This window comes from Paenibacillus sp. S-38 (assembly GCF_049942825.1).
GTDB lineage: Bacteria > Bacillota > Bacilli > Paenibacillales > NBRC-103111 > Paenibacillus_G.
The window spans coordinates 1,568,296-1,590,144 of record NZ_CP187970.1 but is presented as its reverse complement, the minus strand read 5'-3'; the positions used below and the strand labels follow the sequence as shown (position 1 = coordinate 1,590,144).

20 protein-coding genes, 1 pseudogene and 1 riboswitch are annotated in these 21,849 nt (G+C 57.4%); of the genes and pseudogenes, 8 read left to right on the top strand and 13 right to left on the bottom strand.

What is annotated here, in order from left to right; translation table 11 throughout:
- Nucleotides 1–49: 49 nt before the first annotated feature.
- The 4 genes from ACP26L_RS07525 to ACP26L_RS07510 all read right to left on the bottom strand — a co-directional run bounded on the left by ACP26L_RS07525 (nt 50) and on the right by ACP26L_RS07510 (nt 7,151).
- Complete coding sequence (locus ACP26L_RS07525; protein ID WP_426451919.1) at nt 50–823, bottom strand: SDR family NAD(P)-dependent oxidoreductase; 774 nt, start codon at nt 821–823, stop codon at nt 50–52.
- A 107-nt stretch (nt 824–930) separates the two neighbouring features.
- A complete protein-coding gene (locus ACP26L_RS07520; RefSeq protein WP_426451918.1) occupies nt 931–1,692 on the bottom strand; it encodes an IclR family transcriptional regulator in 762 nt (253 codons plus the stop codon).
- Nucleotides 1,693–2,011: 319 nt separating this feature from the next.
- A complete protein-coding gene (locus tag ACP26L_RS07515; protein WP_426451917.1) occupies nt 2,012–5,575 on the bottom strand; it encodes an S-layer homology domain-containing protein in 3,564 nt (1,187 codons plus the stop codon).
- Between the two features lie 13 nt (nt 5,576–5,588).
- On the bottom strand, nt 5,589–7,151 hold the full coding sequence (locus tag ACP26L_RS07510) for a M4 family metallopeptidase (protein WP_426451916.1): 1,563 nt from the start codon (nt 7,149–7,151) through the stop codon (nt 5,589–5,591).
- A gap of 297 nt (nt 7,152–7,448) precedes the next feature.
- Between ACP26L_RS07510 and ACP26L_RS07505 the strand changes: the two genes are divergently transcribed.
- The 5 genes from ACP26L_RS07505 (at nt 7,449) to ACP26L_RS07485 (ending at nt 12,593) form a co-directional block, all read left to right on the top strand.
- Nucleotides 7,449–8,417, top strand: coding sequence for an AAA family ATPase (locus ACP26L_RS07505; RefSeq protein ID WP_426451915.1), 969 nt, complete (start codon nt 7,449–7,451; stop codon nt 8,415–8,417).
- A gap of 7 nt (nt 8,418–8,424) precedes the next feature.
- Nucleotides 8,425–9,525 carry a DUF58 domain-containing protein gene (locus ACP26L_RS07500; RefSeq protein WP_426451914.1) on the top strand — a complete coding sequence of 367 codons (1,101 nt, stop codon included), beginning with the start codon at nt 8,425–8,427 and terminating at the stop codon, nt 9,523–9,525.
- Nucleotides 9,522–9,662, top strand: a complete 141-nt coding sequence (locus tag ACP26L_RS07495; RefSeq protein WP_426451913.1) for a hypothetical protein — start codon at nt 9,522–9,524, stop codon at nt 9,660–9,662. Before ACP26L_RS07500 ends, ACP26L_RS07495 begins: the two co-directional genes overlap by 4 nt.
- The gene (locus tag ACP26L_RS07490; protein WP_426451912.1) at nt 9,659–10,990 is read left to right on the top strand and encodes a DUF4129 domain-containing protein; all 1,332 of its coding nucleotides are present in this window, start codon (nt 9,659–9,661) and stop codon (nt 10,988–10,990) included. Before ACP26L_RS07495 ends, ACP26L_RS07490 begins: the two co-directional genes overlap by 4 nt.
- A gap of 95 nt (nt 10,991–11,085) precedes the next feature.
- A riboswitch (purine riboswitch) is annotated at nt 11,086–11,185 on the top strand.
- Between the two features lie 70 nt (nt 11,186–11,255).
- The gene (locus ACP26L_RS07485; RefSeq protein ID WP_426451911.1) at nt 11,256–12,593 is read left to right on the top strand and encodes a 5'-deoxyadenosine deaminase; all 1,338 of its coding nucleotides are present in this window, start codon (nt 11,256–11,258) and stop codon (nt 12,591–12,593) included.
- A gap of 108 nt (nt 12,594–12,701) precedes the next feature.
- Here the strand turns inward: ACP26L_RS07485 and ACP26L_RS07480 are convergent, their stop codons facing one another.
- The 3 genes from ACP26L_RS07480 to ACP26L_RS07470 all read right to left on the bottom strand — a co-directional run bounded on the left by ACP26L_RS07480 (nt 12,702) and on the right by ACP26L_RS07470 (nt 14,976).
- Nucleotides 12,702–13,295 (bottom strand): DUF1349 domain-containing protein, encoded by a 594-nt coding sequence (locus ACP26L_RS07480; protein ID WP_426451910.1) that lies wholly within the window; start codon nt 13,293–13,295, stop codon nt 12,702–12,704.
- Between the two features lie 255 nt (nt 13,296–13,550).
- Nucleotides 13,551–14,264 (bottom strand): FadR/GntR family transcriptional regulator, encoded by a 714-nt coding sequence (locus ACP26L_RS07475; RefSeq protein ID WP_426451909.1) that lies wholly within the window; start codon nt 14,262–14,264, stop codon nt 13,551–13,553.
- Between the two features lie 259 nt (nt 14,265–14,523).
- Nucleotides 14,524–14,976 (bottom strand): flavodoxin, encoded by a 453-nt coding sequence (locus ACP26L_RS07470; RefSeq protein WP_426451908.1) that lies wholly within the window; start codon nt 14,974–14,976, stop codon nt 14,524–14,526.
- Between the two features lie 503 nt (nt 14,977–15,479).
- Between ACP26L_RS07470 and ACP26L_RS07465 the strand changes: the two genes are divergently transcribed.
- Nucleotides 15,480–16,088 (top strand): hypothetical protein, encoded by a 609-nt coding sequence (locus tag ACP26L_RS07465; protein ID WP_426451907.1) that lies wholly within the window; start codon nt 15,480–15,482, stop codon nt 16,086–16,088.
- A 701-nt stretch (nt 16,089–16,789) separates the two neighbouring features.
- Nucleotides 16,790–16,924 (top strand): annotated as a pseudogene (locus ACP26L_RS07460) (recombinase family protein); the annotation flags it as partial.
- 184 nt (nt 16,925–17,108) lie between these two features.
- Here the strand turns inward: ACP26L_RS07460 and ACP26L_RS07455 are convergent.
- The 5 genes from ACP26L_RS07455 to ACP26L_RS07435 all read right to left on the bottom strand — a co-directional run bounded on the left by ACP26L_RS07455 (nt 17,109) and on the right by ACP26L_RS07435 (nt 20,006).
- Nucleotides 17,109–18,092 (bottom strand): lysophospholipase, encoded by a 984-nt coding sequence (locus ACP26L_RS07455; protein ID WP_426451906.1) that lies wholly within the window; start codon nt 18,090–18,092, stop codon nt 17,109–17,111.
- Nucleotides 18,093–18,189: 97 nt separating this feature from the next.
- Nucleotides 18,190–18,492 (bottom strand): YunC family protein, encoded by a 303-nt coding sequence (locus tag ACP26L_RS07450; protein WP_426451905.1) that lies wholly within the window; start codon nt 18,490–18,492, stop codon nt 18,190–18,192.
- A gap of 116 nt (nt 18,493–18,608) precedes the next feature.
- Nucleotides 18,609–18,761 carry a hypothetical protein gene (locus ACP26L_RS07445; protein WP_426451904.1) on the bottom strand — a complete coding sequence of 51 codons (153 nt, stop codon included), beginning with the start codon at nt 18,759–18,761 and terminating at the stop codon, nt 18,609–18,611.
- A 339-nt stretch (nt 18,762–19,100) separates the two neighbouring features.
- Nucleotides 19,101–19,487 (bottom strand): DUF423 domain-containing protein, encoded by a 387-nt coding sequence (locus ACP26L_RS07440; RefSeq protein WP_426451903.1) that lies wholly within the window; start codon nt 19,485–19,487, stop codon nt 19,101–19,103.
- Nucleotides 19,488–19,706: 219 nt separating this feature from the next.
- Nucleotides 19,707–20,006, bottom strand: a complete 300-nt coding sequence (locus ACP26L_RS07435; RefSeq protein WP_426451902.1) for a hypothetical protein — start codon at nt 20,004–20,006, stop codon at nt 19,707–19,709.
- Between the two features lie 235 nt (nt 20,007–20,241).
- Here ACP26L_RS07435 and ACP26L_RS07430 point away from each other — a divergent pair, with 235 nt between their 5' ends.
- Nucleotides 20,242–20,457 carry a hypothetical protein gene (locus ACP26L_RS07430; RefSeq protein WP_426451901.1) on the top strand — a complete coding sequence of 72 codons (216 nt, stop codon included), beginning with the start codon at nt 20,242–20,244 and terminating at the stop codon, nt 20,455–20,457.
- 125 nt (nt 20,458–20,582) lie between these two features.
- Here ACP26L_RS07430 and ACP26L_RS07425 read toward each other — a convergent pair whose 3' ends face one another.
- The gene (locus ACP26L_RS07425) at nt 20,583–21,320 is read right to left on the bottom strand and encodes an ATP-binding protein (protein ID WP_426451900.1); all 738 of its coding nucleotides are present in this window, start codon (nt 21,318–21,320) and stop codon (nt 20,583–20,585) included.
- Nucleotides 21,321–21,849: the final 529 nt, after the last annotated feature.

Below are 21,849 nucleotides of genomic sequence, written 5' to 3'. Positions count from 1 at the left end.
CTCCTCCTGTACATCTATAGTAGATTCAGAGCTTGCGCTCTTGTAGCGTTTACCCGTTCTTCCCGAATACGACTCCGCCGTCGATATACAGCGGGGAGCCCATCATGAACTTCGATTCATCCGAAGCCAGGAACAGGGCCGCCTTCGCGACATCCTCCGGCCGGCCGAGATCGCCGCTGAGCTGACGCTTCTTGAGAGATTCGTAGCCTGCCTCCGGATTATCGTAAGATTTCCTCAGATAGTCCTCAACGAAGGGCGTCAGAATCGTACCCGGCAGAAGCGCGTTCACCCGGATGTTGTACGGAGCGTAGTCCACCTGCATGGACTTGGTCAGCGCCAGCACCGCCCCCTTCGTCGCCGAATAAGAGGCTCTGCGTGCCAGCCCGATCTCCGCGATGCAGGAAGACATGTTGATGATCGAGCCCTCCCGGCGGGCCATCATATGCGGCAGCACATACTTGCTCGGCAGGAATACACCCCGGATATTGACCTCGATGACCCGGTCCCACTGCTCCGGCTCCACCTCGTGAATCGCACCTACTCCACTGATCCCCGCATTGTTGAACAGTACGTCGATACGGCCGTAGGTTCCGATCACCGTATCCACCAGCCCCTGAACCGATTCGGGCTTCGTGACGTCCGCCTGAACGAAGACCGCCTGGCCGCCTTCGCTGCGGATCTCCTCCACGGTCTCCTGCCCTTTGTCTTCCGCCAGATCGTTCACAATGACAACCGCCCCCTCGCGGGCGAACAGCAGAGCCGAGCTCTTCCCGATCCCCGAGCCGGAGCCTGTGATGAGAATGATTTTGCCGTCCAGTCTCATAGATGCCTTCCTTCCTCTCTCCCTGTGGTTGCAAAGCCTGTTCCTGCTTGCGTACCTGTGTGCCTGCCTGTATTCTGCCAACCTGCGTGTTCCGGGTCCGGACCGTTTCAGACGGCGACCGGGTTCTGGGACAACCGCCCGGCGAGCGCGCAGATCTCACGGACCGCCAGTTCCCGTTTCGACTCCCACTCATGAAGGAACATCGAGCAGGAGATCGCGGCGATCACGCTCCCTGCGCTGTCTCTCACTGGAGCCGCCACACAGCAGAACCCCATGACCGCCTCCTGCAGATCGAAGGCATACCCCTGCTCCCTGACGTCCTCCAGCTGCTTCAGCAGTTCTTTCCGGCTGCGGAGCGTATGCGGAGTGGAAGCCGGCTCCAGCGCCTCCTGCGGATAGAACGCTTCCAATTCGACGCGGTCCTTCCACGCCAGCATCGCTTTGCCCAGCGCTGTGGCATGCGCCGGCAGCTTCAAGCCGGGCTCGGAAGCCAGCCGCACGGGAGAAGGCATCTCTTCCTTCGCCAGATAGAGCACCTCGTGTCGCTCCAGCTTGGCGAGCTGTATCGTTTCGCCCAAGGCGTGCTTGGTCACCGAAGCCTCCTTGCGGAACCGGTCGATCAGGCTGAAGCCTTTGAAGAAAGCGTGGCCGAGATAACCCATCCGCGCACCGAGCGCATACGTTCCGTCCGCGTCCCGCTTCACCCAATCGAGCGCCTCAAGCGTCGCGAGCAGGGAGAACATCGAACTCTTGTTATACCCGAGCCGCTTCGACAGGTCAATCAGCCTTAAAACCGATGGCTCTGAAGCGATGGCCTGCAGGATCGCATCCGCTTTCTCCAGGGCAGGCACCCAATATTTTTTATCCACTGTGCCCTCCGTGCTGTCTCTTATTGGTTTATTATAGTAAACCACAGTTTATTATTTTAACGTTTTAAGTGTAACGCCGGTGGCGCTTTGGTGTCAATTGGAATTTTACCTGGTGACGGGAGAGCCTGCGAAGCCAAGATAAACGGCTTCGCCGTCCTTTACGGACGATGCGCGTTGATGCGCGTTTATAAGAAATATAAGATGACGGGATCGAGCTCTGGCGAGAACTAAATTCTTATATTAAAAAAAGACCGCCCCCTCTGGGGCAGTCTTCGGCCGATCCTTCGGCATGTTATGCCGTTCATTCCGCTTCCGTTCACTAAGGACGGACAAACCGGAGCTTAGCCGCCTCAAGGAGGCTCGCTTTACCCGAAGGAGCTGCGATTGGAGCTTTGAAGGCCGCTGCAAATGCTCCTCCCGTACCCTTGACGGTCAGCGTGAAGTTCAGATCGAACTTCTCGTAACGGTTGGTGAGATGCGCCGTCAGCGTCACCTGCGTATCGGAAACCGGACGGGTTACCCTTCCCTCGGCCGTAATGACGGCAGGCACCGATGAGATCCAGCTGACAGCCGCACCGTAAACCGGAGCGGCTGCAGGAAGGATCAGGTCCTGCGTCACACTGTCATTCCGGTCTCCCGCTGCAAACATCGGCTCTAGAGCCGAGGCGTCCTCAATAATCGCATCCCAATCTTCAAGAATCATATAGATGATCGCGTCAAAATCATACTGAATGGCACTCTGCGTCGTATAGGCCCCATTCTGCGCCACTTGGTCAATCAGATACTTCCCGATGATCAGCAGCTCATAATCTTCCATATACGTATAATACTCATTGTCGAGATGCAGGAGCGGAGACATCAGTGCGCTCAGCATCTCTTCCGGGGTACCCGCTTCATTGACCGCAAGGATGGCTCCCGCTTCGTCTCCTTCCAGCTGCAGTCTCTCCACTGTAAGATCGAGCAGGTCCTGTACCGCCCAGCGTCCGGTGAATCCCGAACCCCGGCCGAGCAGCACCTCCTCCGCTACCTGGGTCTGCCTGGCATCCGACAGGCTGTAGTAAGGAGTGAGCTCCAGCCACAGTCCGGCCGATTCCAGAGCTTCCCGCATCTCAGCCGCATTAGCTGCACCGTTAATATAGGAGAGAGCGAGACGCACCTCCTCTTCCAGCGGAAGAACTTCGAGCGGCAGCGGGGCTGTGAGCCCGTTCAGCTTCAAGGTCAGCGTATGCTTTCCGGCAGCCAGCGTATTCAAGAATGCAGGCAGAATCAGCACTTCGCCCGGTTCCATGCCAGGCGCAAAATCTCTGCCCTGAACGAGCCCTCTGTCACCCAGCCGGATCGATGCGGACGAGAGGTCGCCCGGCACGGACGGCTGCCCGCTTCCCTCCGACTTCGTCAAGGTGAAGAGCGCTTCGACGGCCGCATCCGCTTCCCGAAGCACCGCTCCGTATACGGCCTGCGCGGTCAGCGAGCCTGCTGCAGGCCGGACCTCCAGCACCGCTCCGGCCGTCAGCCCGCCAAGCGTGAATGATAGCGGCACGAAGCCCTCTTCAAGGGAGTTCAGGAAGTCCGGGGTCAAGGTAACCTCTCCTGTCAGCTCATCCAACAGATAATGCTGTCCCTGTACCAGCAGCATACCCTGGGCGCTTACGGTCAGGCCCGTAAACGCCCCCGCCTCCGCTCCCGACTCGCTTAGATGCTGCAGCCGGATCACGGCAGGCTGGTCCACGCCGCCGGCCGGGAACGAAGCGCCAGAGAGGAGGGCTGCCGTCAGGAGCTCATCCATAACGATTCGAACGGGAACGGCAGCCGCCGTAGTGTGCGGGCCATCCGTGATGCTTACCGTCACCATGGCCGAGCCGATGCTTCTAGGCTGAATGACGAGGCTGCCAAGCTCCAGCTTCGTATATACGGCCTCATAGACGCTCGACTGCACCGTTCCCGGTACAAACGCAAGGGCATCCCCTTCCCTATCCTCTGCCAGGTCCGATGGAAGCAGGGTGATTCCGCCGCTTTGGGCCAGATGCAGCACTCGTTCCACGGCAGGCCGTACCGCCGGTGCTTCGTTGGCAGCCGGGCCGCCGGTTCCGCCGGAGGAGGAATCCCCGCCGTCTGTGCCGGTATCTGATCCGGTATCCGTACCTTGATCGGGTTCAGCCCCCGTATCCGTGTCCGTGCCCGTGCCTTGGTCCCCACCGGTGTCTGTGCCTGCTTCCGTCCCTGTACCTGTATCCGTACCGGTGCCCGTTCCGCTTCCGGTGCCGCTGCCTCCTGTGCCGCTCCCGCTGTTTTTGCCCTTTCCTCCGCCGCCACCGCCTCCGCCGCCCCCTACAGGAGTAGACGAAGCCGAGCCGGTGCCAATCCGGCCCTTCGCCTGGTCGTAGTTCTCAACGACATCGGACGGCGTCTTCCCGGCAGGCACGATCAGCTGCCCGATCCGCGTGCCCTCCTTCACGGAGATCCGCCCTCCGGCGCCCCTTACCTCGACGGTACCGATGCCGCCCGGCAGGTCCAGCTCGAGAAGCCCCTGCCCTGCCGCGTGGACTGCGGCCACCGCACCGCCGCCGGACACCGCTGTGCCGGACCGGCCGGTCCACTCGAGCAGGGTAACCTCCGCCTCCAGCTTCACCTTCTGCGCCCCGGCTTCTAGGGTAAGCTTCGGGATCACCACCCCGGCAGCCGCCTCCACAACCGCATTCGCCTGCAGGGCCATCGAACCGACCGTCGTCTCCCCGACTGTTTTGACCCGGACATCGGCCTTCCCAATGTCAACGGCACCCAGCACCGCCCGGTCGAATACGACCGTGTTGGAGTCGCCGCCGTTCACCACGGTCCGCCCAAGCACGGTCAGACCCGAGGACAGGAAGTCATGCTGCAGCTCCCGCCCGATCTCCAGTTCACCCGTGACGGTGAGATTGTTCAGCGTCAGATAGTCCGCCGCCGCCTTCACCTTCCCGTCGATCCGGGCTCCGCCGCCGTCCAGCACCCGGTTGCCGCTGAACTCCGCTTCACCGGCCCCGGCGGGCTGCCCTGCCGCTGTCAACTCCAGATAGGTGATCCGGGTCAGCATACCGTCCCGTGCCTCGAACCGGATCTTCGCGTTCTGCAGTACGTCCGCATTCGCCTCGGAGAGCAGGCCGGCCAGTTCCTGAGGAACGCGGTATTCCGTACCGTTCAGGACGGCCTTCCCCTCCTTCAGCGCGGTAAGCTCCGCTGGCGGTGCTTCCTTGAGCAGCGGGAGCGCCTTGGCCAGCACCACGGCAATCTCCTGCCGGAGCGCGTGCCGGCGGGGAGCAAAAGCCGTCCCGTCGCCGGACATGACGCCCGACTCATAGAGATACTGCACGGCGTCCTTCGCCCAGGCACTGATCTGATCCCGGTCTGCATAGGGTAGACGGGAGCTAAGGCCGCCGGCTTCCACCCCGGACGCACGCACCAGAATGGCCGCGATTTCTTCCCGGGTGATCGGCGCTTCCGGGCGGAATACGCCTCCGCCGTCGCCTTCCATATACCCCATCTCGCGGACCGCCTCAATGTAAGGGACGGACCAGCCCTCTGCCGGAACGTCGGCGAATGAAGAACGGGCCGCCTGATCCAGCGGAAGCCCCATCGATACGGCCAGGACGGCCGCAAACTCCTGGCGGGTCAACCGATCGAGCGGATGGAAGCCCCCGTCCGGGTATCCGCTCATGATGCCGAGCCTGCGCATCTCCAAGATCGCCTCCTGTGCCCAGGAAGCCGCCTGATCCGCATCCGTGAAGCCCCCGTCCGCTGCATAGGCTCTGGCCTCCGGCAGAGACCGCAGAGGCCCGCCGCCTGTCAGAGATCCCAAGGCTGTCGTAACCACCAGGACCGCCGCCAGCATGCCGTTGCATTTTCTCATGATTCCGCTCCTCCTAGTTCACGCCGACGGCCGTCCAGGCTGCCTGCAGTTCTGTGTATTCCCGCGACTGTTCCCCGTAAGCATCCCTGCACGCAGCCAGTGTAGCCGCCCGTGCTCCCGAGAAATCGGTATTCGGCGCCATGTAATTCAACGAAGCGCTGTACCAGATCTTCCCCGCATTCACCCGGGAGCCGATCGCCGTGGCAAAGGTGTAGAACGCCTTATTCGGAATGCCCGAATTCGTATGCACGCCGCCGTCGTCATCGTTTAGATCCGTATAGTAATAATCGCGCATATGCGAGGGCTGATCCCCAAGTTCGGGCTGGTCCATATACCGCAGCGCATCTCCCGGCACGCCCGGAGTCCAGACGTCCTCACCGATGAGCCAGTTCCGGTTCTCGATCGCCGCAGCCATCGCATCCGACCAAGACTCATTCAGTGCGCCGGATTGCCCTTGATAGATAAGACCAGACGTATACTCAGTGACGGCATGGGTGAGCTCGTGCGCTACGACATCCAGTCCTCCGGCCAAGGAACTCATATTCACGCCGTCCCCGTCGCCATATATCATCTGCCCCATGGAGCCGCTCCAGAATGCATTATTGTAGCCATTGGAGTAGTGCACGCCGGAGATGATGCTCGCTCCCCTGCCGTCATATGAATTGCGGCCGAGTACGTTCAGGTAAAAGTCGTACACCAGGCCGGCATAGTAATGAGCATCCACCGCCGCCTTCTGCGCCTCCGAATCCCACACATTGTCCTTGTCGCTCACGTACGTCTGAGCCAGAGACCCGTTATTAAACGTATACGTGTAGATGGCCGATCCCCCAAGCGAGAGCAGCTTCGTCCGGTCTTCCAGCACATAGGTGCCGCTTCCCTTCGCTACAGTCTGTACTTTCTTCGGCGCTCCGTCCAGCCCATAGCCCTTGGCTGCCAATTCGGCGGCAGAGTTAAAAGCGCTCACAATCGAGCCGTCCCCCGCATCGACAAAGATCGTCCAGTCTCCAGGCGCTTCCCCCGCAAGGTAGCAGACGCTGACTTGATATGTAAGCACGGCCTGATCACCCTGCGGCAGATACGTCAGCACGCTGGAGGCCGGAACGCTGAGAGGACCCTTGTAGCCCGTGTGTTCCACGGCCTTCCGTACCGCTTCGGAAGCCGTGATCGATGCGGCAGACGCTGCGGGGGCCAGAGGCTCGTATTTGCCCGTCACGCCCGTCAGAGACCCGTCCGACTCATGGACAATCAACTGCTCCCCGTACACGGGAATCCCGTTCAGAAGGCGGTCGAACCGGGTATGGGCCCGTTTGCCCTCGGTTACGGTTTTCTTCAGCTTGAACTCCTTGGAGACATCGCGAATGCCGTAATCCGCCTTGATTTTGGTCAGCGCGTCGGCCGCACGATCCTGGACTCCTGCCCCTTTCAGTGTGCCGAGCTCCCCTTGTATCGTATGGATTTCTCCCTTTTCGTTCTTGAGCACCTTCTTGCCCACGATCGCTTCCGCGCTTCCTGTACCGGTCAAGGCCGATACGAACAAGGCGGATACCACCAGGGTGGACACCGTTCTGCTGTTCATTGTGGCATACTCCTCCTAAGGAATGAGTGCCGGCCATCCTCGGGGACTCCGGCCTGCTGCACCTCCTGCCGGCCCGATGGGCAAACAGAGGTTCTTCCCTTATTTCGGCAGAAGCCCTGCCACAATTTAGCTTTTGTTGTCGAACAAAAAGTTGAGTTCGATTTCCTCGATCGTACCCGATATACTGAAATCAACAGCAAATTGCTGAAAACCACAGGATGAAAACAGACGCAGCCCCCTCACTCCAACATGATATGGCGCGAGAACCGTCCGTCTTTCCGAAAGGAGCACTTGCATATGTCCGAATCCTTGCAAACCGTCCGCAGCCTGGCGGACCGTGTCCGTACCCAGGTCAACCGGGTTATCGTCGGCAAAGAAGATGTCATCGACCGGCTGCTCATCGCCTTGTTCTCCTCCGGCCATGTGCTGCTGGAGGATGTGCCCGGCACGGGCAAAACCCTGCTGGCCAAAGCGCTGGCCCATTCGGTCGGCGTCGATTTTAAGCGCATACAATTTACGCCCGACCTGCTGCCGTCGGATCTCAGCGGCATTCATTTTTATAACCAGCGGACCTCGGAATTCGAATTCCGTCCGGGTCCTCTCTTCACCAACCTCCTACTGGCCGACGAGATCAACCGGGCGACGCCCCGCACCCAGTCCAGCCTCCTCGAGTGTATGGAGGAGCGGCAGATCTCCATTGACGGAACGACCCACCGGCTGCGCCGGCCGTTCCTCGTCATTGCTACGCAGAACCCGGTGGAAAGCCAGGGCACCTTCCCGCTTCCGGAAGCCCAGCTCGACCGGTTTCTTCTCAAGATCCGCATGGGGTATCCGTCGCGCAGCGAAGGTCTGCAGATTCTGAAGCGGTTCCGGCAGGACAACCCGCTTGGGGACATGACTAGCGCCGCCTCTGCCCATGACATTACGGAGGCCCAATCCTTCTGCGCCGGAGTGACGGCAGCTGACGACGTGCTCACCTACCTGCTGTCCATCGTGGAGGCGACCCGCGAGCACAGCGACGTGGCGGTGGGCGTGTCCCCCCGCGGCAGCCAGGCGCTGCTTCGCGCTTCCCAGGTGCACGCCGTCTTGCGCGGACGGGACTTCGTCACGCCCGACGACATCAAGGCGCTTGCCCTTCCGGTGCTCGCCCACCGCATCGTGCTGAAGCCCGGCCTGCGGGTGCGGCCGCAAGCGGCGGAGGCGCTCATAAGCCGGCTGCTCGAAGAGCTGCCCGTACCGGCAGAGCCCTCCACGTCAGCGAGGTGAGCGCGCGATGAGCCTGCACGGCGTACTGCTCATCGCTGCTGCCGCCGCAGCCGGCCAGGGCCTGCTCTTCTCGCGGTTCAATCTCCGCAGGCTCACCTACGAACGCCGCTGGAGCACCCGCACCTGCTATCCCGGCGAGGAGATCGAGCTTGTCGAGAGCATCGAGAACCGCAAGGCCCTCCCGGTCCCCTGGCTGCGTCTCGAATCCCTGCTTCACGGCTCCCTGCAGTTCCGCAGGCAGTTTAACCTGCAGGTCAGCGGGGGCGAGCATTACCAGAACCACCGCAGCTTCTTCAGCCTGATGCCGTTCACGCGGATCATCCGGCGCCACAAGGTCGTCCCCCTGAAGCGTGGCTGCTACCGGCTGAGCTCCGCTTCGCTCACGGCAGGCGACGTGCTGGGGCTGCTGCACACCACCCGGCAGCTGGAGCTTGGCGCCGAGCTGCTCGTCTACCCTGAGCCGCTCCCCGCAGGAGCGCTGGTCCGGCCGGGCCAGCACTTCCAGGGCGACCTCACGGTGCGCCGGTGGATGATCGACGATCCGTTCCTGACCTCCGGCACCCGGGAATACCAGGCCGGCGACCCGCTGCGACGGGTCAACTGGATGGCCAGCGCCCGGACCGGCTCCCTGCAGGTTCACCGCCACGAATACACCGCCGAACGCCGCCTGATGGTCTACCTCAACGTCGAGGACCACGAAGGCATGTGGGACCAGGTGAACCGGCCCCAGCTCATCGAGTGGGGCATCTCGGCCGCCGCCGAGCTGTTCCGGCAGGCGGCGGAAGCCGGCATGGAAGCCGGCTTCGGCTCGAACGCAGGCTCCGTCGACGCGCTCAATACCCCGACGCGGACCGGCCTGCAGGGCGGGGCAGGCCAGCATGAATCGCTGCTCGACACGCTGGCACGCCTGGTGCTGGAGCTCAGCATCCCGTTCGACGCGTTCCTGGAGGAAGAAGCCGACCGGCTGGAGGGCGGACCGTGCCTGGATATTCTGCTGGTCACGGCCTTCGTCAGCGCCAAAATGGCCGGACCAATCGACCGCCTGCGCAGCCAGGGGCATACCGTGGACATCCTCACCATCCCTTCGGAAGAGGAGGAGGGCTCATGACATTTACGCTGCGCCCAATTCAGATTGCCGACGTCCTCAGCGCCAGCACAGACGTGGAGATCAATCCGCCGCTGCTCAGCCGTGAGTATGACGCTGACCTCCACTTCACCTTTGCAGAAGTGGAGGTGGGCTCATGACAAACAAGCTGAACCGCGTCCTCAGGGCCCTGCTGCAGGGAGCTGCCGAGCTGCTGCTGTTCCTGCCCCTGCCGCTGCTGCTGGCCGTCTACGCGCTGCCTGCGCCGGGCCGTTGGCTGTGGCTGGCATCGCTTCCGCTGCTCTATGCCGCAGGCTGTGCCCTGGCCGTGCGCCTTCCGCAGGAGCGCCGGCTGACGCAGCACGCCGTGGCGGCCGGCGCCGGCCTGCTCCATGGCGTCTGCACGCTCGGCGCCGGCCTTCCGGCGCTGCTGGCATTGCCGGCCGGTTGGCTGCTGGCCCGGCGCGGGGCACGCATGGCGGCGGAGCCCTGGGCGCTGCTCTTCCCTCCGCCCGCCCTCGCCGCCGGGCTGCTGCTGCAGTTCGCCGCGTCCTTCGTCCTGCAGTTTGCCCCCTCGTTCGCCCCCTCCCTGCCCCTACTGCTGTGGGGCGGTCTGGCGGCCCTCGGGACCGCGCTGTTTCGGATGAACCGCATCCGGCTGCAGGACGAGACGCTGAACCGCAGCAGCAGCGCAGGGGGCCAGCCGGCCCTGCCACCGGCGGTGCTCTGGCCGAACCGCCTGTGGACCGCCCTGCTGCTGGCCGGCGTGCTCCTGCTCGCCTTCGGCTCGACGCTGGAAGCGGCCCTCCGCGATGGGCTCACCCGGCTTGCGGCCTTCCTGCTCGGCCTGCTGCCGCAGGGCCAGGAGCCGCCTCCTCAGGCCGCACCGCCGGCTGCCCCCCCTTCGCCGCCCGCCCTGCCGCCGGCTGAGCCGCCGCCGGCTTGGCTGCAGCTGCTGGAGCAGGTGCTGTTCTATGCCGCAGGGGCGCTGCTCGCTTTGCTCGCGGCTTACCTGCTCTACCGGCTGGCCCGCCGCCTGCCGGGCCGGCTTCGGCGCCTGCTCGCCTGGCTCGCAGAGCGCATGAACCCCGTGCAGCGGTCCGGCAGCGCCGAAGGCTACGAGGACGAAGTCGTCTCGCTGCTGAGGGCACCGTCCACTGGGCGGAACGGCAAAGGCCTCCAGCGGGGCACCCGCAGCCGGGAGCCCCGCTGGGAGGAGCTGCGAAGCGGCGGCGAGCGCGTCCGCTACCTATACCGGCAGTGGCTGCGCGGACAGCGGCGCCGGGGCTTTGAGCCGCCGCCGCAGTGGACACCCGCCGAGTCGGTACGCGAGGCGGCCGCAGCGAACGGTGCCGCCGGGCCCGGCCCGGCAGCCGGGGAGCTGCTGCGCCTCTACGAGATCGTCCGGTACGGAGAGAAACCCGTCACAGACGAAGAAGCGGCGCAGCTGCGAAGCCGTTTGGAGGCGGAGGCTGCCTCCAAGCGGTAAGGCCTGGCTTCCTTTGTTTTTCTTGCAATTTCGAGGATGTCAATTTCCATGACATAGATTGACAATTAACCTTCTACCCATGTATCATTGAACTAATTTCATACCGCATTTCTTTTCGTATAACCTTAATAATTGGATTAAGGGTCTCTACTTGGAAACCGTAAATTTCTAGCTACGAAAAAATATGTTCTTTGCCCAAAGACATGTTTTTTCGCCGCTAGTTTTTTTATGCATAATCATCCGTCGGAAGAGGAGAGGAATCGCTATGGGGAACTTGCTGATCAAACAGGCGCAGATCATTACGATGAATGCTTCGGAGGATATTTTCACAGGGGACATCCGGATTGTGGACGACCGGATCGCCGCAATCGCCCCTCACCTCGCGGAGGAACCGGGAGAGTACATCATCGACGCGGCCGGGCGGACCTTGATTCCCGGGTTCGTGCAGACCCATATCCACCTGTGCCAGACGCTGTTCCGGGGCAAAGGCGACGATCTGGAGCTCATGGATTGGCTGCGTAAACGCATCTGGCCGCTGGAAGCCTCTCATGATGAAGAGTCGATCTATTACTCTGCTATGCTTGGGATCGGAGAGCTGATTCAAAGCGGTACGACCACGATCGTCGATATGGAGACCGTGCATCATACCGAATCAGCCTTTCAGGCGATTGCCGCCAGCGGTATCCGGGCCCTGTCGGGCAAGGTCATGATGGATAAAGGCACGGAGGTCCCGCTTCCGCTGCAGGAGAAGACGGAAGATTCCATTCAGATGAGCGTCGATCTGCTCGAGCGCTGGAACGGATATGACGGCGGCCGTATCCAATATGCGTTCTGTCCCCGCTTCGTGGTCTCCTGCACCGAAACGCTGCTCCGCGAGGTCCAATTGCTTTCGGCTTCGTACAATGTCAAGGTTCACACCCATGCCTCCGAGAATCTCGGCGAGATCGAGATTGTCCAGGCGGAGACGGGCATGCGCAACGTCGTGTATCTCGACCATCTAGGCCTTGCCAACGAGCGCCTGATTCTTGCCCACTGCATCTGGCTCGATGAGGAGGAGAAGCGGATCATCCGCGAGCGGGGCGTGCATGTCAGCCATTGTCCGGGATCTAACCTCAAGCTGGCCTCGGGGATCGCCGAGACGCCGGAGTTGCTGAAGCTCGATATCTCGGTATCCCTCGGTGCCGACGGCGCGCCGTGCAACAACAACCTCGACATGTTCAACGAGATGCGGCTAGCCGCGCTGATCCAGAAGCCGATTCACGGACCTACGGCGATGAATGCCAGGAGCGTCTTCCGTATGGCTACGATCGGCGGAGCCAAGGCGGTCGGCATGGAGAAGGAGATCGGCAGCATTGAAGTCGGCAAGAAAGCGGACCTCGCCCTGCTCAATTTGAACGGCTTCCACACGTTCCCTTCCTACGATGTCGATCCCATTTCCCGCATCGTCTATTCCGCCACACGGGCGGATGTAGAAACCACTATCATCAACGGACGGATCGTGATGGAAAAAGGCATCATGCGCACCATCGATCCGCTTACCGTGCTCTCCGAAGCGGACCGTTCCATCCAGCGTCTTCTGAAGCGCGCCGCCCTCCCCGTTTAATTTTTACGCATAACCAGAAGACGGTCTATGGGACAAAGGCTCCCTCAGCCCCTTGTCATATCCCTTAGACCGCCTTTTTATTGTGATTCCCCGCCTTATTTCTTGTGCTTATCCCATCTGATGGGCTTCCCACTGACATTCGGTCATTTCAAACTCGCTGAATACGGCTTTGAAAGAAGAGGACTCCGGGCTGCACGCATACATACCGAATTGAATCTCTCCCCCGCCTTCAAATAAATGAAAAATGCGCATTTGATGATACACAGCCCCGTCATAGGAAACCTCAATGCAGTAATCACTCTCTCGGCGGCTTAATCGGTAGTATATACACTTCAGATCGGCCCGAATGTCCGTTGTCGCCCAATCGGAATAGCCATGGTTGGTGACCACGCTCCCTAGCCTCTGAAATTCCTCATTTTCATATTCGGCCGATGCTTTAAACCAGTTGTCACTGTTTTGATAAAGGATAATCCCGCATTGGTCGAACCGCTTCTTGCTGTCAAATTCTGTTTTGACGGTAAAGGAAAAATAGGGATCGCCCGTTTTCAGCAGCAAAGCCGGAGCGTTGTCATTTCGGAAGCCATAATAGGTCCGCTGCCAAAAGTCCGTTCCCGGCTCCGTTATAATCACTACCTTGTCATCCTGCACGGAATAATCTTTTGGCTTATGAATCCAGAACGCTTGATCCGTATCATATTTCATATGGAAGCCCCCTACCCTCACACTTTAGAATCCTATTTCACAAAAAACAAGCAGCCGAAGTCCGCTAATTACGTTTTGCAATCATGCTCTTGGTTTAAATCGTTCATTCATTCTTTCCTTCAATCCTTCAATCCTTCAATCCTTCAATCCTTCGTTCCTTCGCTCCTTGACCTACCGCACCACCCAAGTTCGCAGCAGCCGCGGCTGTGGAACCAAGTGATCACCTGTGCTGCCTCCACATAAGCTCCCTCCGTCTTAGCGTTTCATAAAACGGACAAGCACCCTCTCCACATGGGACAGATGGCCCCGCATTGCTTCCTGAGCGGCTGTTGGGTCCCGGCGCTTAACCGCTTCGTACACGGCCTGATGCTCCTTCAGCAGCTGCCGCGATACTTCAGGACTGCCGTACATCTGCAATCTTCGGGTCTCGCGGATCGCGGTCTGCATCTGGGATGAGATGGAATCGATCATCCGCACGAGAATCGAGTTATGGGTCGCCTCCGCCAAAGTCAGATGAAAGGCAATATCGCTGTGCTCGCCTTCCACCTCATCCCCAAGACTTCCTTCCATCCGTTCGAGGACTTTTTCAAATTTGGTCAGGTCGGCATCGGTCCGTTTTACGGCAGCCAGCGCTGCGTTCGAAATCTCCAGCGCCTGCCGTGCCTCAATGAGCTCAAGCACAGTCTCCCTGCTCATGAGAAGTGAATCAAATTCCGGCAGTCCCACGTCCGACGCCTCAATGGCTCTGACATAGCTGCCCTCACCCTGATGAATTTCCACAAGCCCCATCGCTTTCAGGGCGCTGAGCGCCTCCCGTACGGTCGACCGTCCCACTTCGTAACGCTCCGACAGTTCTTTGGCGGACGGGAGCTTGTCACCCGGCTGGAGCCGGCCGGATACAATTTGCTCTTTGATCTGTTCCGCGATCGCTTCATATATTTTTTGCGGAGTAATCCGCTTGATTTCCATGCTTCGTCTGCTCCTTCCGTACCCGCAGCTTCCCGTTTCCTCCCATTGTATACTCCACTTTGCCAATAATACAACCGGAGGATGCTCGAACTCCGCCTCTCTTCCCTCTATCGTAAGTCTCCTACATAGCATTCCAGCCCAAACAAATACCCCCTAAAGCAGGCGGGGGTATACCCCGAACGGGGGCTTCCCATCTATCTTCTTTAGGGGGTGCCTCTTGCCTGCCGGTACTGTTCCAGCGCTTCGCCTTCCTCTCAGCTTAGGCTGTTACCTGAAGGGAGCGGGCCAGTGTTTCGCCGAGCGACTTGCATACTTCCTTATCTTCGGAGGAAGGACCGAGTTCTACCTTCAGGCCTTCCGTTACGATTTCCGCACCGCGTTCCTGCAGCTTCTCGATCAGCGTATCGACCGCTGCCCCGTAAGCGGAGTAGGAGGAGTCGCAGGATCCGAACACTGCAGCCTTTTTGCCGGTAAGATCTACTTCATCCAATTCGTCATAGAAATCGAGGAACTCATCCGGCAGGTCTCCGTCGCCCCACGTATAAGCACCGAGAACGATTCCGTCATAGCCCGCCAGCTCGGATGCATTCGTATCCATTACATTTTTTTGCGTGAGCTGAGCTCCTGCCGCTTGAACGCCCTCAGCGACCGCATCCGCCATATCCTCGGTGTTGCCGGTCATGCTGGCGAATACCAGAATTACATTTGCCATGATTTTATCCGCTCCTTCTCCGATTCCAGATGATAATGATACTCAATATCATAACAAAGAGAATGATAATCGTTATCAGTTATGCTGTCAATACTTTCCCCTTGTTTTTTTCAAACCTGACGAAAAACCCGAGCCGCTTCCGGCCGGGTTAGTTGTTACGCTTTATCCCTTTATGCTGCTTAATGCCTCCGCCTTATATCTCCCGCCTTACGATCTTACATGGAGCAGCTTCCCCGGTGGTAGCTGCTCTATTTTCATTAAGCGATCAGGGAACGATAATTATAAGCTGATAGAGCGGCAGCAACCTGTTTGGATACAGAGCAGCAGTGCGATACCGGATTTCCCGCCAATATATAGCACAAAGTGTTAAACACTGCGCACAAATTGGCAAGACTTGGGGGAAGTAATCAATTATTATCATTACTTGTAAGAGGCATTCAAGTGAAGATAGTACTGTAAAAAGGGGGAACCCAATGAGCCAAGTATAAAAAAGAAGATTTCTAATGTTGGTCCCAGGATGGGTAAAAGGAGTTCCCCAGCAGCCCTATACTGCTCTTGTTTGGAAAATTAAAATAGAAAAGAGGATATTTATGAAAAAGCTTTCATTATTGTTATTGGCAGTGTTCATGCTTCAGTTCTCTATTGTTACCGCCGCTTCTGCAAAAAACAGCCTTCTTCCTGGCGAAAAGCTCGAAAAGGGACAGATGTTGGTATCCAATAATGGAAGGTTCGCCTTGGTCATGCAAACTGACGGCAACCTCGTACTTTATCAAGATGGCGGCCATCCGATCTGGGATACAAATACGGATGATGTAATCCACAAATATTATGATCCGTATTATAGGACTTGGAGAAATGTTAAAGCTGATACATTGGTAATGACTTCTACTTTGACTTTAGAAAGTTCAGTCGGAAAAGGTTACGGTACTCCCCCATTCTGGCATTCTGACATTCCGAGCTGGATGCGTAGTTACTATCCCTCAAATAATATGCCTCCGCTTGTCGGCGCCGATAGCTTGTGGGTTCAAGACGATGGGAATGTAGTCCTGTATAGCACAAAGACATCTAGAGGCACATATCCCGTCTGGGCCTCGAATACAGGCGGACGATAAGAATATTACTAGCTGATCCGCATGTAAAAAGGCTCCAGCCTGTAGACAACCCTTCCCTAATAGGAAGGATCTACAGGCTTTTTTGTTGAAATTTTAAGTAGGCCGTTTCCTGAGGGAGACGACCCATTAGAGGAGCACTTAGATGACGATTTTTTTGAGCTCCAGCTATATCGATTGTACTGGTATGCATAATTCGCAATATTCCCGGTACATCAGTTCACCTGTGTATCGTTCCACAATCGGTCTGTTAACCATCAAGTACGGGGAACGTAGCGTCTATGCAGAAGGGGTGGTACACCCGATCAATCCATCTACCCATGTACGAGAAAGGTCGACTGCGCAGCGGATCGGAAGATATGGGCGTGGTCGGAGCGGTAGCAGCATTCCTGTGATTATTATTCGGGTCCAGATCGAGAGACAGAGGGAAGAGACCTTGAAGCAAGCGGAGACATTGAAACACTTTGGGAAGATCAATCCACCAGCAGGCACTCCGCCATATCGTAGAAATTAACTGAGGACCGGAAATCGGTCTTTTTTTTCATAACTTCTCAGAGAAAGTAATGTTGTAGCCGTGTCAAAAGGCACATACTTTTTGACACAACATGAAACAGAGATAATTTAGTGTGTCACAAAGTTATATATATTACTTTTGACACGTTTCACAAAAAAATGGGTATATTTCACATAAAAAATAGCTTGCTGTGAAAATTGGATATGTACGCGTGTCCGATAAAGACCAAAAGACCGAGCGGCAGCTGATTAAGATGCGCGAGCTCGGAATTGAGGAACGGTTCATTTTTATTGATAAGCAGAGTGGCCGAGACTTTAATCGGCCGCTACGCCTTACACTCGCGCCTTATGCTTCACGCCTTACGCTCCCTCCTTTCCGCCCCCGCCTCACGCTCCCGCCTTACGCTCCACGCCTTACGCTTCACGCCTTCCGCTACAGCCTTACGCTTCTCTCCCCTGTGTCTGCTTCTTCCCGTTTCCTCACTGTTCTCTCCCCTGCCCTCTCCCTTACTACCTTATGCCACTATTTTTTCCATCCTCATCTATGCTCCCGCTGCGCTTTTCCTTATCGAGATGCGCCTCCAGCCAGTCCAGCACATCTCGTGTGACCTCATCCCGATTGATCTCATTGATCATTTCGTGCCGCCCGCCGGGGTAGAGCTTCACTGTGACATCTTTTATGCCGATGGCTTTGTAGAGCGCCTCTAACCGGCGAACCCCCTTGCCCATCATTCCTACAGGGTCGCGATCTCCCGAGATCAACAGCAGGGGAAGCCCCTTAGGAATCCTCTCCAGGTACTCTCTCCTGTGAAGCTCTGCCAATCCCTTGAAGAACTCGACCCAAAAATGAGCCGGAAACACCGCCCCGCAGTCCGGATCGGCCGCATACCGGTCGACCTCCTCCTCGTCCCGGCTGAGCCAGTCGAATGGCGTCCGGACCGGCCGGAAGGCGCGGTTATAGCCTCCAAAGGTAAGCTGTGTGAGCAGGCTGCCCCGGTGCTCCTCGCCTTTACGGACGGCGATCCTCTGTGCCAGCCAGATTCCCAGGTGAATCTTTCTTCCCTGGGGGCCGTTCGAGCCGGACAGGATGACGCCATCCGCCTTAATCGGATACGTATACATATAGCGCTGGGTCAGGAATGAACCCATGCTATGCCCGAACAAGAACACGGGAAGCTCCTTATGCCGCTCCCGGATCAGGTCCGTCAGCTGTGCCATCCCCGCGCACATGAGGCGAAACCCATCCCGGCCGATGCTCCCAAGCCGTGATCGTTCCCCCGCCGTCCGGCCGTGCCCCCGGTGGTCGCTTGCATAGACCACGTAGCCCGCGGCGGTCAGCGCTTCAGCAAACCTTCGGTAGCGCAGCGCCGTCTCGGCCATACCGTGGGCGATCTGTACCGCCCCTCGCAGGAGCTTATCCTCCTCCGGCAACCAAACGTAAGTATGAATGTTCGTCCCGCCTTCATCCTCGTATGTAAACTCCTCACTGCGCATGCTGAACCGCCCCCGTCCTATATCATCATTTTTTTCATTATAGGACTTGCCTTCCCCAAAAAGAAAGCCGCAGGTTCGCTCCCGCAGCTTCTTGCCTTCAGAACATCAACGACACCGCGTCGCTCCCTTTCATACCGGGAACGATCCCGAGCGCTTCCGCGCCGTAGGTGACTGACTCCAGCGGAGCCTCAAGCAGCTCCTCAATCGTCCGAACACCTGTTGCTCTTGCCGCAATGATGCCGCGCTCCTTCAGCTTTTCATTCAGCAGGCCGACATCCAGTGCCCCGCACATGATATATCCTTTGTCCGTCGTGACCACGAGCAGCGTCGTCTTCGGCAGCTTGACTTCGATGGCCAGTGCGGTGCGTCCCCCCAATTCGACCGGTTCCATACGCATCATGACCTTGTCTCCCCCTTCACGCCCGTATGCTATCAATATATGTCAGGGGAGAGAGTGTGGTGCCGTCCTAATGGCCTGTGTGATAGAAGTCTATCTGTGCGTTACGGATGCTGGGCTCATTCCGGCTGAGCTGAAAAACATCCCCTATCGCCCTTTTCTCTCCAATCTTCTCCACTGGTCGCTTTAGACACACTTATGCTGTTCCTGTCTACATCCATCAACTGGATGGTCAGCCCATCAATCCATAAGTATTTTTCTACGCCCTTCATCCCAGGTCCATCCATGGTTCTGCTCTTACCCCGACCCGCCTCTTAGGAGGCGGTCCTGCACTCCAACATGCTCGTACGCTAAACCGTCCCTTACTTACATCATTCCTAATCTCGGCTCTAGCCCTCTTTCTATGGATGAAAGTGCCACCCCGGTGACCCGGGCCAATCTCTTTTATGAAAGCTTGCTTTCTGCAGCAATTTCTTTTGCTGCTCCTCCTAGTCTACGCCTAGATGTAGGAATGGCTTGATCTGTTCTGCCTGCTGACCATAGGCTATAAAAAAAGAGAGCCCTCTGAGTGGACTCCCCCATCTTACCATAGCGAATCTTAATGCTATTCATTACTTCGTAACCGTCATACTGCCGCGGCATGCCAGGAACAGCGAGATCCATCCGAATAAAAATGCCACCCCGCCGATCGGCGTGATTGCCCCAAGGAAACGGAGATCCGTCAGAGCCATAACATAAAGACTGCCTGAAAAGATCACAATGCCGATCAGCATAGCCCAACCCGCGCGGCGCAGATGCCCTTGGCTTGGCAGCACGGACGAAGCGAGGCCGATGACCGTCAAAGCTAATGCATGGAACATGTGATACTGAACACCCGTCTGATAGTTAGCGAACATAGCCGCACTGATATTGTCTTTCACGATATGGGCACCGAAAGCGCCGATGGCCACGGCCAGGAATCCGCAGATGGCCCCAATACGAATAAACGTCCATTTCATAAGATCACCCCCGCTCTTAAGTCTACCGTATCCGGCCCACCCTGCGTCAAATGAACTTTCCTTGCACCGGTGCATTTCCCACCCGACTTCACTGAAATTTCATTATCTGAAGGGGCTCCCACACCAAACAGCCCGGACGCGGCACCCTGTTGGGGCTGCAGAACCGGACTGTCCTTGGCATCTATACACAGCAATTCTGGAAGCTTACGGAGCAAAAAGTTAAGCCTGCCCGATATCGTGCTGTCCCACGATGAGAGTCACCGGCTCAAGGAAGACGCGGGTGCTTGTCGGGCTGGTCATCAGATCGATTTCGACATCAACGACGCTGTAGCGCTGATGCTTGCCTTCACGCTTATCCAAGACAACGTCAAATTCTCTCAAACCCAGCTGGTACGCAAGTACGGAAGAACCTACCGAGATCGCAGGGGCTTCGTATTCCCCACGGTTGAACAGCGTTTGCGTCAGAATTTCTTCATTCATATCCACAATCTTGACCTCTTGGCAGATGATGTATTTCATCATGCTCCTCCTCTGTCCGGGATGCGTGTGTTGGTTATCTATCTTTTGTTACCCCGGGTACTCTGTTTTTATTCAACATTCCTCTTGAATCTCCTGCCGCCGGCTAACGGAATCTGATATTTCCCCCTTGGCTGCAGCCCTCACATGATCCTCATATAAAATTATGCCGGCTCCCTGCCGGGCTGTCGCCAACCCCCAGGCTTCGTCATATGATGCATCATCCAAGGCGTGGGAGATGAATGACGTGAGCAAGGCTAAGAACAGTAAAGCCAAGAAGAATACTCCTGCCTCCTCCATCGACAAAACGCAGTTTATGATGAAGGTGGTCACCTCCGATGTGTGTGCGCGCTGCCGCAAATGCGAACGCGGTTTACGCTATCTTGAGAAGATGTCCCAGCCCGGAGTGGTCGGTAAAGGTGTGCCCTGTATCCTGACCAAAGGCAGAGCCTAAAGCTGCCCAGCCGCGATCTGCCGCCATGTGAAACACCTATTTTCTCCCCGGACCGGCCGGAGTTTATATCCCTAGCTGCTTCGACACCCCTCCCAAAACACTCCGGACCGGCCCCTTATCCAGCCCTAAGACTCAGGCTCCCCACTGTGCGTACGGAAGGTAAGCAGGAAAGTCGTCCGCTTCGGTCCCGTTACGCAGCCGATCTCTCCGCCGTTCTTCTGCATGATGGTCTTGCAGACGGCAAGACCTAGCCCCGTGCCTTCCTCCTTATCCGTCACGAACGGCTCGAAGAGCTCATCGAGAATGCGGGGATTCACTTCCGGGCCGTTATTTGCGATTTCAAGAATATAGCATCCGGGCCTGTCGTATCCGCAAATATGCATCTCCTTCTCATGCTTGACTTCCTCCATGGCGTCCAGACCATTGTTTATGACATTGGAGAGTACCTGCTGAACGGCCACCTTTTGTATGTACAGCACGGCATCGTCTTCTAGATCTACGGTAAGGTTCACGTTTTCGCTGAGGAATCGGGGATTCAGCAGAGAAATGACCGAATCCAGCAGCTGCCTGGCCGTAAGCCGGATAACCGGCTCCTCAATGACTCGCTTCTTCGAAAAGCTGAGGAATCCGGTGATCTGCATATTAATGTTCTCAAATTCGTTATCCACTACACTTAAATAACGCAGCGTTTTATCGGAGCTTTCCTCGACAGACAAACTTTCCCGGATCAGCTTTAAAAAGCCCTTGATCGAGGTCAGGGGATTGCGGATCTCATGGGCCATACTCGCAGCCATCTTCCCAATGAGGTTGAGCCTGTCATCATGCAGCTGGGTGAGGGCTCGCTCCTTATCCTTCAGTCGCATACTTGTCCGCTCAATATACTGGGAGCATACCAGCTCTTGAATATACTCAAGTCTCCTTGTAATCACAGCCAGAAATGAAATCGCATTTAAGAGGTCCGCTCCTTCCGCTCTCATTGCCTTCTCTAAAACACCAAATACGGCAGTTCGCCAAAAAGAGGTGCTGTGGAAAATGTGCTGCAGCGGCAGCCCACGATCCACCAAATTTCGGGACCAAATCGGCACCCTCTCGTTCAGCTCGTGCGTTTCGGGTGGGATTTGGAGATCGATCGTATAATCAAAGTAAATCTCTGCCTGCCTCCGCAGCTCTTCTGAACCATAGAACTCCGGAAAGGCTTCAGTCAACAGTACATACCAGCGTGTAATGATCTCTTCCCTGCTGTTTTGGAGCGCTTGCAGTTCCTTTTCAAATTCCGCCATACTGCCTCCACCCTGCGTCTATTATGTGAACAGACACTGCTGTCTAATCGTCTTCTCTTATTATCTATTAAAATATCATATTCTATTTCTGGAATATAGCCTGCAATCGAAA